Origin of the sequence: Marinomonas sp. (assembly GCF_965225885.1) — a bacterium.
In the GTDB taxonomy this organism is placed as follows: domain Bacteria; phylum Pseudomonadota; class Gammaproteobacteria; order Pseudomonadales; family Marinomonadaceae; genus Marinomonas.
In genome coordinates this window covers 2,744,459-2,756,952 of record NZ_OZ245329.1, presented here as the reverse complement: position 1 = coordinate 2,756,952, position 12,494 = coordinate 2,744,459, and the positions used below count along the sequence as shown (strand labels likewise).

Genomic DNA, 12,494 nt, shown 5'->3' with positions numbered 1-12,494 from the left:
ATCGCAGCAGTGTCACGTATGATAATAATGGCTTTAAGCGAGTTGATTACATTTACTAGGTGTTTTTTTCAAAAAGCATGGTATTTTAATCATATTCTTAATCTATGAAGGTATGTTTTTATGAAAAAAGGTCTTCTATCTGCAGCAATTATTTCTATAACTTGTTCTTCTGCCGTGTTTGCACATGGTTCATGCGACACAGAGCTACACGGATATATGCAAAATATCAAAGATGAAATGCGCGCCATGTCTTCCGATGTGAAATCTGGAGACAATCAATCTGCAGCAAAGCATGTAGATTCTCTTATTGGCTATTTTGAAAAATCGCGCAACGAAACGACTCATAAGTTTATCCACGATGATCTAAAAGGTGCAGAGTTAAAGTCCCAAACGGCTGAATACCAAAAAGTTGTTGATGGAATGATTGTCGTGCTTAAAGATCTAGAAGGTGCTTTGCAGTCTGGCGATTCTTCTAAAGTCAAAGAATTGCTTGGCGCAATAGGTGAACAAAGAAATTTAGGTCATAGTTCTTTTAAGGATTGCTAATACTGCTGGATGACCTAGCGTGAATTCACTGCTACAATGCGCGCGATAAAGAGAGGATATTATGGCTCGTGTTAAAAAATCGCGCAGTATGCGTGGCAAACTTGGAAAAACTGGTTCAAAAGAGATGATGAAAGAGCAAAATAAAGCTCGTAAATCTTCACCAACTCGTCGTTTTGTGACAAAGAAATCCAAGGAACGCAAAGAACAAGCGCACAAAAAACTTGAACGACTAGGATTGCTTCCAGAACAAGAAGCGGGTGCTGCACCTGTACGTCCTCGTCGTTTTGTTTTCGTAAAACCTGTTGATGAAAAAGCAGAGCAAGCGGAAGCATTGGTAAATGCTAACAACATCGATACGGATAGTGAAGATCTGTCATTAGACGAATTGTTGTCTGCCTTTACTGAGCAAAAGTAAGCACGTAAAAGTAAAAGCAAAAAAATAAGCAAATAAATGTAAAATAAAAAAGGCTGCAGATGCGGCCTTTTTTTATGTTAAAAAAACGCCATACAATAAAAATTTTGACTTAAATCATTTGTTAAATAAGGTGATAAGTGTGAAAGCTTCTGTTCCGATGTCGAGTGTTCGCTATCTTTTAAAAGCGGTTGAAGGTCAAGGGTTAGACCGTCAATCAGTGTTAGACAGCTTAGAACTAACACAAGATGAAATAGAGCAGAGCGACTCATTTCCTGCTTATCGTTACGGCATGCTTTATCAGAAAATAATGTGGCTCATGCAAGATGAGTCTTTTGGGATGCTGAGCGGTGGCAAAGTGCCAAATGGTACTTTCAGAATGATGTGTCTGTGTATCATACACGCACGAAGTCTTGCACATGCATTGTACCGTTGCAGTGATTTTTATGAGATTTGCCGAGGTCCAAGGGTTAAACCTGTGTTGATTAAAAAAGGTCGATTCGCCATGGTGACCTTTGCACCTTTGGATTCTTCAGTAGAAAATATCAGCGAACTGGTTGTACCGGAGTCAAAAGAACAGCTAAGAACAACCCTTTCTATGTGGCATCATTTTATTTGTTGGTTAATTGGTCGTCGATTAAATTTGAAGGCAGCTTACTTCACCAGTGAGCGACCAGACGATGTTGAATATTACAAGACACTGTTCCAATCTGAAGTGCGGTTTAACCAACACGCTAACGCTTTAGTATTTCCTGCCAGTTACCTTGATATGCCAATTGTTCAAACAGAAGACAGCTTGAGAGGTTTTTTAAAAACCGCGCCTTATCAATTATTGGTAATGGTAGAAAACGACAACAGCTTAAAATCACAAGTCATGGCCATGCTAGGGAAGGATTTCTCACGAGAAATGCCGAGTGCAGATGAAGTGGCGAGTGCTCTTAATATGAGTGTATCGACGCTACGCCGACGCCTAAATGATGAAAAAACCTCCTACCAAAACATCAAAGATGACTGCCGTAAAGAAGCGGCAATTACCTATATGAACGCCCCTCAGTTAAGCATCAACGATATCGCAGCCTTAATGGGATTTGATGAACCGAGTGCTTTTTTCCGTTCATTTAAGAAATGGACTGGGATGACACCCGGTGAATATCGAAAAAGTGAGGAATACTTAAAGTTTGGTAAAGCAATGAAACGCCTATAAATTATACCTTTAGCGCTTTTTATTTAATGCTGTGAATGTATTTGTCAGAAATATAGGCCTGAATTGTTATTGAGAGATTTGCTTTATTTTTCCATTCTATAGGTATAAATCCGCTCGGATAACTAACCGGAGAATAAAAAATGAGCGAATACCTGTATCCAATCAATGACATTCTATTCAGCTTACGTTCAGTTGCTAAAACTGAGCGCCTTACACCTTATTTAGAAGACGCGGTAGATAATGATCTATTAGAAGCGATTCTTGGGGAAGCGGGTAAATTAGCTGAGCAAGTGATCGCGCCCATCAATGCCAGTGGAGACAAAGAAGGCTCTCGGGTAGAAAATGGTGAGGTAATCGAAGCAAAAGGCTTTAAAGAGGCCTTTAAGGCTTATTCAGAAGGAGGCTGGATCGGTTTATCTGGCGATCCCGAATACGGCGGCCAAGGTCTTCCTTCTTATGTCGCTACAGCTGTCAACGAAGGTGTTCAAGCGGCTAACCTAGCTTTCTCTTTGTGCCCTTTGTTGAGTCTAGGAGCAATCGAGGCGATTAGCTTACATGCTAGCCCTGAGTTAAAGAATTTATACCTTCCTAAAATGTTGGCTGGCGAATGGGCCGGCACAATGAACCTTACCGAGCCTGCAGCAGGTTCTGATCTCGCTGCCATTGCCTGTAAAGCCATACCTGATGGCGATGTATTTCGTATCAAAGGACAAAAAATATTTATCACGTGGGGTGATCACCAAATGAGTGACAACATCATTCATTTGGTATTAGCTCGTCTACCAAATGCGCCTGATGGTGTGAAAGGTATTTCATTGTTTATCGTTCCAAAATTCCTTTTAGATGATCAAGGTGAGCCCGCTCATCGTAATGATGTTCAGGTGGTTTCTGTTGAACACAAAATGGGGATTCATGCTTCACCAACATGTGTGATGAGCTTTGGTGATAAAGAAGGCGCTGTTGGTTACCTTGTGGGTCAAGAAAATGAAGGCATTAAAGCCATGTTCACCATGATGAACAATGCGAGACAAGGTGTTGGTTTACAAGGTCTGGCGATTTCAGAACGAGCGTACCAGCAAGCATTAGCCTATGCACAAGAGCGTAAACAAGGAATGAATGCCGAGCGAACAGGTCGTGCTGCGATTATTAAGCATCCTGATGTGCTTCGTATGCTGATGACAATGAAGTCACAAATCGATGCCATGCGCTCGCTTATTTATGTGGCGGCGGTTGAAAATGATATGTCTCATTTTGCATCAGGAGAAGATCAAAAACATGCCATCGCTCGAACCGCTCTGTATACACCAATTGTAAAGGGTTGGATCACTGAGCAAGCTCAAGAAATCACATCCTTGGCGATTCAGGTACATGGAGGCATGGGCTTTATTGAAGAAACAGGCGTTGCTCAACATGCTCGCGATGCCCGAATTCTACCGATTTATGAAGGCACGAACGGTATACAAGCAATTGATTTAATAGGCCGTAAATTGTATGCCGATAAAGGCCAGTCAATGACCTTGCTGTTGGCAGATATAGAAACTGAGCTTCATTCTTGGCAGCAAGCTAACGTTTGTATCCAAGCTGATAAAGTAAAATCTATACTTGAGCAGGCTAAACAAGCAACAGCAACCTGTTTGGCCGCGATGGAAAAGAATCCTGTCTTAGGTACAGGCTTAGCGTATTCTTATATGATGCTAATGGGATATTTGATTGGCGCGTGGTTGCAAGTAAGAGCATTACACGCCGCACAGGATGATGAAAAATTGGATGAATCGCAGAAAAATTCTTGGGAGCATTCTGTCGCATTTTATTGTGATCATGTTTTGCCACGCGCTTTGGGTCATGTTCATTCAATAATGTTTGGATCAACAACTGTTGACAAAATAAACGAAAATGCTTTCAATCGATAAAAAGTATTTTATGACTATAAAGAATGCCCTAAATAATAAAAATGTATCCGTATAGGGAGACATAATATGTCAGATAGAGAAGTAATGGAATTTGATGTTTTAATCGTCGGTGGTGGACCTGCTGGGTTATCTGCTTCTTGCCGTATTATGCAAAAAGCGCAGGCTGAAGAAAAAGAAATCAGCGTTTGTTTGGTTGAAAAAGGCTCTGAAATTGGTGCCCACATACTATCTGGTGCCGTTGTCGAACCATCTGCTTTAACTGAGCTTTTCCCAGAATGGCAAGAAATGGGCGCGCCTCTTAACACCAAAGTAAATGTCGACGAACTGTATTGGTTAGGTTCGGAAACAACGTCTAAAAAGTTTAGCAATTGGATGGTTCCAAAAACCCTCCACAACGATGGTAACTACATCATTAGCCTTGGCAACCTTTGTCGCTGGCTTGCAGATCAAGCAGAATCGTTAGGCGTAGAAGTTTTCCCAGGCTTTTCTGCTGCCAACATTGCTTATGATGATAAAGGCAATGTGGAAGGTGTGATTACCGGTGATATGGGGCTAGCGGCTGATGGCTCTGAAAAAGATGGTTTTATGCCGGGCATGTTACTCAAGGCTAAATACACCATTTTTTCTGAAGGTTGTCGCGGCCATTTAGGTAAAGAACTTCTTGCTCGTTTTGAGTTGGATAAAGACAAAGCGCCTCAACATTACGGCCTAGGTATAAAAGAGTTATGGGATGTTCCTGAGTCTCAAAGTAAACCGGGTACAGTCATTCATACAGCTGGTTGGCCGTTAGGTAACGAAGCGGGCGGTGGCGGCTTTTTATATCATTTAGAAAACAATCAGGTGGTGGTTGGTCTAATTGTCGATTTGAACTATAAAAATCCATACTTAAGCCCTTATGAGGAATTCCAAAAGTATAAGCATCATCCTGTTATCTCTGAACATTTAAAGGGCGCAAAACGGGTTTCTTATGGCGCTAGAGCCATTGCCAAAGGTGGCTGGGCGTCGTTGCCTAAAATGAGTTTCCCTGGTGGGTTAGTGATTGGCTGTGATGCCGGTACGTTAAACCCCGCCAAAATCAAAGGCACTCACACAGCAATGAAGAGCGGGATGTTAGCGGCAGAAAGTATTTATGATGCGTTGCAATCTGAGGCTCCTACAGCAGACTTGGTTCAATTTAATGATGCTATGCGTGATTCTTGGTTAGGAAAGGAATTACAGCAAGCACGTAACTTTGTGCCAGTAATGCATAAACTGGGTACTTTCTGGGGTGGCGCTTATAACTGGTTAGATCAGAATGTTTTCTTAGGTGGCTTGCCATTCACTTTTAATGATATGACACCAGACTATGCTTGCATGGAGTTGGCTGAAAAACACGTAGCGCCAGAATATAAAAAACCAGACGGTTTATTGAGCTTTGACAAACTGTCTTCCGTATTTTTGTCGAATACTAACCATGAAGAGAATCAGCCGTGTCATCTGAAATTAAAAGATGCGGCGATTCCAATAAAAAGTAATCTACCAAAATACAATGAGCCCGCTCAACGGTATTGTCCGGCTGGTGTTTATGAAGTAGTTGAGTCCAATAATGAATCCATTTTCCAGATAAATTCACAAAACTGCATTCATTGTAAAACCTGTGACATCAAAGACCCTGCACAAAATATCACATGGGTAACGCCAGAAGGTTCTGGTGGGCCAAACTACCCAAATATGTAGCACCACAAAGTGTTGGAGCAAACGGATCACTTATATGTGCTCCGTTTGTTCTTATTCACTACTGGATTTCAATTTTCGACTGATCAATAATGGTGCCCTACAAAAAAGGGGAATCCTATGCGCTTGTGGGTCGATGCTGACGCCTGTCCAAATGTTATTAAAACCATTCTTTTTCGCGCTGCCGAACGTCTCGAAATCCCCTGTATTTTAGTGGCTAACCAAGCTATCTCTATTCCACCATCAAAATGGATTGAACGCCGTGTGGTAAGTTCTGGTTTTGATGTCGCGGATAATTACATTGTTGATCATATCGATACTGAAGACTTGGTGGTCACTGCTGATATTCCTTTGGCTTCTGATGTGATTGAAAAAGGCGCTTTGGCCATTAACCCACGTGGCGAACTCTATACAAAAGAAAATATTAAACAGCGTCTAGGTATGCGAGACTTCATGGAGCAGATGCGCTCCTCTGGTATCCAAACAGGCGGTCCTGCAGTATTCAGTCAACAAGATAGAATGGCTTTTGCTAATACGCTAGATAAGTTATTAGCCCAAAGGATCAAATAAAGGCTTTTGTCGAGGAATCTGGAAAGTGTTTGATGAATATTTTCCAGATTATTCAATGTTTATAGGTGATTTTGTATGAAAAAAATCGTGGTTGTTGGCGGTGGCGCCGGTGGTTTGGAGTTGGTTACTAAGTTAGGACATAGCTTTGGTAAAAAGCGCCAAGCAGAGATTGTGCTGATCGATAGAAGTCAGACTCATATTTGGAAACCTCTGTTGCACGAAGTGGCCACTGGGTCTCTGGATATCAATAATGATGGCGTTAACTACCGAGCCCATGCCGCCAAACACCATTATCAGTTTCAATTAGGCACCTTGATGGGTGTTGATCCTGAAGCGCGTACGCTGACGCTTGACTCCCTTTCTGATGATATGGGTCATATCGTTTTACCGGAACGTACTATTTCTTATGACATTCTGGTTATGGCGGTGGGTAGTGTAAGCAACGATTTTGGGACTCCTGGCGTATTAGAACATTGTTACTTTCTAGATTCTCATAAACAAGCAGAGCGTTTCCAGCAGGCTCTGTTGAATCAGTTCTTACGAGTTCATCAAGAAGGAACGGATGCCAAGTTGAAGCTAGCTATTGTGGGTGGTGGCGCAACGGGCGTTGAATTGTCTGCTGAGCTGTTTCATGTTGCTGATATGTTGAAGGCTTATGGCATGCCAGAAATGTCTGGTAAGCGAGTTAACATTCAGCTTATCGAAGCAGGCCCGCGTATTTTGGCCGCTTTACCAGATCGAATTGCTTCCTTAGCCACGAAAGAGCTGATCCGTTTAGGTGTTACCGTCAGTCAAAGTACAAGGGTTGTTCGTGCTTATGATGGTGGTTTTCAAACAGCGGATGAGAAAAATATTGAGGCCGATCTAATGATTTGGGCTGCAGGTGTAAAAGCACCAGATTTTGTGGCGAAAATTGAAGGTTTTGAAACCACACGCAATAACCAAATATTAGTTAAAGGCACTTTGCAAACGACGAATTTTGAAAATATTTACGTAATTGGTGATTGTTGTGCTTGTAAACAAGCAGATGGTTCCTTTGTTCCGCCGAGAGCACAATCCGCCCACCAAATGGCTTCGTTAGTGTTTGATAACATCAAAGCGTCTTTCTTGAGTGAGCCGTTAAAAGAATACACTTATAAAGATTATGGCTCCTTAGTGAATTTGAGCCGTTACAGTACAGTGGGCAACCTTATGGGGAATCTTATGGGTGGTTCAATGTTCATAGAAGGGCGTATTGCTCGTTTCGTTTATGTTTCCCTATACAGACTTCATCTCATCGCGATACATGGCTGGTTTAAAGCGACTGTCATTATGGCCGCACAAAAAATTGGTAAGGTCGTCAAGCCAAAGTTGAAGCTGCATTAATTTCTAGTCAGCACAAGCAACTTAGAAACCGAGCGGTGACAAGCTCGGTTTTTTTTGCTTCAAATTCTTATTCAGTCCTTCTTGCAGTAAAGCTTGACCTATGTGCAACACACAGGTTTTACACTATGGTTACGGTTTAGATAATTCAAAGGAGTTTCTATGCGAGTGAGTGAACTTGCCAAAAAAGCCAATGTAACGGCTGAGACTGTTCGACACTACACTAGGCTTGGGCTGATCCGCGCAGAACGTGATCCTAACAATGGTTATCAATTATACGACCATGTCGCATTGCAGCGATTGAATTTCATTCGCCAAGCCAGCGACTTAGGTTTTAGCTTAAAACAAATTGAAGAGATTTTTCATCAATCAGACAGTGGTGATTCGCCTTGCCCTATGGTTCGAGACTTATTGCAAAAGAAAGTCCCGGAAACCAGATTGAAGATAGCTCAACTACAGGCGCATTTAATCAAGATGGAAAATGCATTAGCCGCTTGGGAGAGCATGCCAAATGGAGCTCCTGATGGCCATTCAATCTGTTGTTTGATCGAAGATTGGGAAGAGACTAAATAGGGTATCAATAGCGATATAAGAGGAGGGTAGAATTGACGTATCCAGAATCAAAATCAGCAGATCAAAAGATAAGGCTAACGTTAAACATCACTGGTATGTCTTGCCAAGGTTGTGTATCCAAAGTTCGCAAACTTATCCAAGAAAAAAGTCCAGAAGCTATTATCGAAGGTATACCGAAAGAGCATAAATTAGTGGTTACATCGGATTTGGACTTAGCTGCTATTGAAGCTAGTGTCCAGAAAGCCGGATACCAATCATTAGGTTTATTTGATAATAGTGAGCCCGCTCATCCAGATACCAGGCAAGAAGCCGACCAAGCAAATACAGTAAGCAAAGAGCAGATCAGTACAGACAAAGTAGATAGTTCTTTCAGCTACCAATTTTCTATTGGTGGAATGACCTGTGCAGGTTGCGTTAATACGGTACAAAAGGCACTGTCGAATTCTGAGGATGTCATCTCTGCAGATGTTAATTTCGCCAATCATACTGCACAAGTCGTCAGCAAAGGTTCTTCGGACGCATTAATCAAAGCAGTAGAGGATTCAGGTTATCAAGCAAGTCTCATTCTTGATGCAGAAAAAAGCGAAGAAGAAAGAGGCGAAAGAGAGCTAGCCGAATATCATCATAAATGTAAGTCGTCAGCGCTGGGTTTGGGGTTAGGGATTCCCTTAATGCTGTATGGTCTACTTGGCGGAAATATGATAGTGAGCTCGCTCAGTGATAGATTCGTCTGGTTTGCCGTTGGCGTTGCCACATTATTAATTATGGTGAGTGCAGGTAAACATTATTTTCGTGGCGCTTGGAAAGCCTTTACCAGTCATCAGGCTAATATGGATTTATTAATCGCCTTAGGCACAGCAAGCGCTTGGTTATATTCCATGTTAGTAGTTCTGGTTCCAATCAGTTGGTTGCCAGATAGCGCCCGCCATCTTTACTTTGAAGCGGCCGTGATGATTATTGGCTTAATTAATCTTGGACAAGCATTAGAGCTTAGAGCGCGTCGTAAAACTAGCCAAGCCCTGCATCGGCTTTTGGATTTACGACCTAAAATGGCAACGCGAGTGGATGGCGACATGGAATCTCGCGTTAGTGTGGCAGATATCAGGGTGAATGACATTTTGCGGGTTCGGTCAGGTGATAAGATTCCTGTTGATGGAGAAGTGTTAGAAGGTCTTTCAACAGTTAATGAATCTATGTTGACAGGCGAGGCTGCACCAATAGAAAAAAGCGCAGGCAGTTTGTTATCTGCCGGAACGGTAAACGGACAAGGTAGCTTGCTTTTCAAAGCGACTCGCATTGGTTCGGATACATTACTCGCGCAGATTATCACCATGGTTGGTAAGGCGCAGAATTCGAAACCACCGATTAGCGTGTTAGCCGACAAAGTGTCTTCTATCTTTGTGCCTAGCGTGATTATTATTGCTATTTTAACGGCACTTGCTTGGTTTAACCTTTCTGTATTTGGTATGGGTAATGACTCTGTCTTTTCCTACATGCTGGTAACCACAATTTCGGTACTGATTATTGCTTGTCCATGTGCCTTAGGGTTGGCTACGCCAATATCTACCATGATAGGGATTGGTAAAGCGGCGGAATATGGCGGCCTTATTCGAAATGGTGACGCTTTACAAAGAGCGAGTGAATTGACCGTTGTTGTGTTGGATAAGACGGGCACTATTACAGAAGGTAAACCGAAGGTCGTTAATGAAACATTAAGTGAGCAAGCTCATAAAGGCTTTGTGGCACAAGTCGTTTCAGCTCTAGAAGCACGAGCCAATCATCCTTTGGCGGATGCTTTATTGGAGCATTGTCAGACGGATGCAGCAGAAAAAGAAAGTGTTGCTCTGGATGAGTTTAAGTCACTGGTTGGTTTAGGTGTGAAAGGCAGCATTGAAGGAAAAGCCTATTACCTTGGTAATGAGCGCTTGATGAAAGAAAAGGGCATTTCTCTGGATTTAAATACTTATGATAAGCAACACAATGCTGCAACTCGTGTCTATCTCTCAGATGAAGCTGCGTTAATGGCTGTTTTCTATATTGAAGATCCTATTAAACAAGGCGTTAAATCGGCTATTTCGAACTTCAAACAACAAGGCCTCAAAGTTGTCATGCTGACTGGCGACAATCCAGAAACGGCTGCTTCAGTTGCAAACATGGTTGGTATTGAAGATTATCATGCGCAACTAATGCCAAACGATAAACTGAATTGGGTTAAGAAGCTTCAGGCTCAAGGTGAAGTAGTTGGAATGATTGGTGATGGTATTAATGATGCGCCAGCATTAGCTCAGGCGGATGTGGGTTTTGCAATGGGAGCCGGAACCGACGTTGCTATGGAAAGCGCTGATATCACCTTGATACATAATGACTTAAACGGCGTCGCAGATGTTATTCAGATAAGCACCGCTACGTTAAGGAATATCAAGCAAAATCTGTGGGGTGCATTCGTCTATAACAGTTTAAGTATTCCTATCGCTGCGGGGATTTTATTTCCGTTTACTGGATGGCTGTTGAGTCCAGTTATTGCTGGCGCGGCAATGGCCCTCTCATCTGTAACGGTTGTCACTAATGCTAATCGACTTAGATTGTTTCGTATTTCTCGCTCTAATCTAGAAAGTACCGAGGAGGGTAAATGAGCATACTCATTAATGCGCTAGGTGTGTTTTTAATCATGTTTGTTGTCTATTGGTTTTGGTGGCCAAGTCACCAGAAACAGACTAAAAAGCACAGCGATAATAAGCTAAAGACATCTTTCGATAAGTAATAGTTCAGCAAGTGTTGTAAAATATTTGTGTTGATCAATAAGCCAAGGGTGCACGCTCTTGGCTTATTTTCTTTTCAATCTTAAATAGTCAATTCTGTTCATTAATCTTGAATCAAATATCGGAGCTTTTATGCAGGCTTATCAATGGGGTATTTTTGCCATTGCCCTTGGGACTTTCGGAATAGGGACAACTGAGTTCATGCCTATGGGCTTGTTACCGGTTATTGCAGATGGCGTGAATGCATCCATTCCAGCAGCGGGTTTATTGATTAGTGCTTATGCTGTCGGTGTCATGATAGGTGCGCCATTAATCACCTTATATTTAACGCGCTATAGCCATAAAACCTCTTTGCTAGCGTTAATGGTGGTTTTCGTCGTTGGTAACATACTTTCTGCTATTTCTGTGAACTACGAGACCTTCTTGCTATCACGAATTATCACCAGTCTGTCACATGGTGCTTTTTTCGGCATTGGTGCCGTTGTTGCCATGAATCTAGCGCCTTTTCATAAAAAGGGTTCTGCGGTAGCGTCGATCTTTTTGGGTTTAACCATTGCCAATATTGTTGGTGTTCCGATTACTACTTGGTTAGGGCAAAATTTTGATTGGCGCCTTTCATTTGCAGTGACTGCAATATTAGGTGTTGTCGCTTTCTTCGGTATTAGCCGCAGCTTGCCCGTTATGCCACGAGCTGAAAAGCCTAATGTGAAAACAGAGCTTAAAGCCATCATGCAGCCTGCTGCGCTGCGAGCTTTTGCGACTACGGTGATGTGTGCAGGTTCAATGTTTACGCTTTATACCTATATTGCACCGATCATGCAGACATTGGCACAAGCTTCGGATAATGCCATTGCAACCATGCTAATGCTTGTCGGCATTGGTTTTACGCTAGGAAATTACATCAGTGGCAAAGTGACCGATAAATCGCCAGATCTTGCCTTGTTTGTTTTTTTAGGATTACAGGTGCTTGTTTTGTTGATGTTTCGTTTTACCGCAACGTCGCTAATTGGGGCTGGCTTAACAACTTTGTTATGGGGCGTTGTTATCTTTGGCAGCGGACCGCCATTACAAATGCAGGTAATGAAAATCGCAGATCAAGCACCAGGCTTAGCATCTTCTATAAATATTGGTGCATTTAACTTAGGAAATGCTTTAGGGGCGGCTCTGGGTGGATTGGTCATTAGTATTGGTTTCAGCTTTGATTGGATTCCAACCGCGGCAGCAGTGTTGTCTTTCCTTGCACTTGTTATGGTTTGGTTGAATCGTCGCAAAGCCATCAACACGCAAGAAATCAACGAGCAAGAAGAAAAGGCCGCTTAATTCAAAAATCATTGTAGAAATAACGCGCAGTACAGAGTTGAATGATCAACGTGACGAAGACTTAGAAAAGATACCTTGTTAGATCATACATATTTGACAATGAAATAAGCCGTAATGAACGGCTT

Annotated in this window: 11 protein-coding genes; all 11 read left to right on the top strand. The window is 42.2% G+C overall.

The window, feature by feature from the left end; translation table 11 throughout:
* Nucleotides 1-120 precede the first annotated feature (120 nt).
* The 11 genes from ACO05V_RS13185 (at nt 121) to ACO05V_RS13135 (ending at nt 12,369) form a co-directional block, all read left to right on the top strand.
* Entirely contained in the window at nt 121-546 is a 426-nt protein-coding gene (locus tag ACO05V_RS13185) for a cytochrome b562 (RefSeq protein WP_421852127.1), read from the top strand.
* A gap of 61 nt (nt 547-607) precedes the next feature.
* Nucleotides 608-961: a hypothetical protein gene (locus ACO05V_RS13180; RefSeq protein WP_421852124.1), complete on the top strand. Its 354-nt coding sequence runs from the start codon at nt 608-610 to the stop codon at nt 959-961.
* A gap of 139 nt (nt 962-1,100) precedes the next feature.
* On the top strand, nt 1,101-2,162 hold the full coding sequence (locus tag ACO05V_RS13175; protein ID WP_421852121.1) for an AraC family transcriptional regulator: 1,062 nt from the start codon (nt 1,101-1,103) through the stop codon (nt 2,160-2,162).
* A gap of 140 nt (nt 2,163-2,302) precedes the next feature.
* Nucleotides 2,303-4,072 (top strand): acyl-CoA dehydrogenase, encoded by a 1,770-nt coding sequence (locus ACO05V_RS13170; protein ID WP_421852118.1) that lies wholly within the window; start codon nt 2,303-2,305, stop codon nt 4,070-4,072.
* A 66-nt stretch (nt 4,073-4,138) separates the two neighbouring features.
* Nucleotides 4,139-5,788, top strand: coding sequence for a 4Fe-4S dicluster domain-containing protein (locus tag ACO05V_RS13165; RefSeq protein WP_421852115.1), 1,650 nt, complete (start codon nt 4,139-4,141; stop codon nt 5,786-5,788).
* 117 nt (nt 5,789-5,905) lie between these two features.
* Nucleotides 5,906-6,355 carry a YaiI/YqxD family protein gene (locus tag ACO05V_RS13160; protein WP_421852112.1) on the top strand — a complete coding sequence of 150 codons (450 nt, stop codon included), beginning with the start codon at nt 5,906-5,908 and terminating at the stop codon, nt 6,353-6,355.
* A 75-nt stretch (nt 6,356-6,430) separates the two neighbouring features.
* On the top strand, nt 6,431-7,720 hold the full coding sequence (locus ACO05V_RS13155) for an NAD(P)/FAD-dependent oxidoreductase (protein ID WP_421852109.1): 1,290 nt from the start codon (nt 6,431-6,433) through the stop codon (nt 7,718-7,720).
* A 159-nt stretch (nt 7,721-7,879) separates the two neighbouring features.
* Nucleotides 7,880-8,290 (top strand): MerR family transcriptional regulator, encoded by a 411-nt coding sequence (locus ACO05V_RS13150; RefSeq protein ID WP_421852106.1) that lies wholly within the window; start codon nt 7,880-7,882, stop codon nt 8,288-8,290.
* Nucleotides 8,291-8,322: 32 nt separating this feature from the next.
* A complete protein-coding gene (locus ACO05V_RS13145; protein WP_421852103.1) occupies nt 8,323-10,923 on the top strand; it encodes a heavy metal translocating P-type ATPase in 2,601 nt (866 codons plus the stop codon).
* Nucleotides 10,920-11,051 carry a hypothetical protein gene (locus tag ACO05V_RS13140; RefSeq protein WP_421852100.1) on the top strand — a complete coding sequence of 44 codons (132 nt, stop codon included), beginning with the start codon at nt 10,920-10,922 and terminating at the stop codon, nt 11,049-11,051. Before ACO05V_RS13145 ends, ACO05V_RS13140 begins: the two co-directional genes overlap by 4 nt.
* 130 nt (nt 11,052-11,181) lie before the next feature.
* Nucleotides 11,182-12,369, top strand: a complete 1,188-nt coding sequence (locus ACO05V_RS13135) for an MFS transporter (RefSeq protein WP_421852097.1) — start codon at nt 11,182-11,184, stop codon at nt 12,367-12,369.
* The last annotated feature ends 125 nt before the right edge of the window (nt 12,370-12,494 follow it).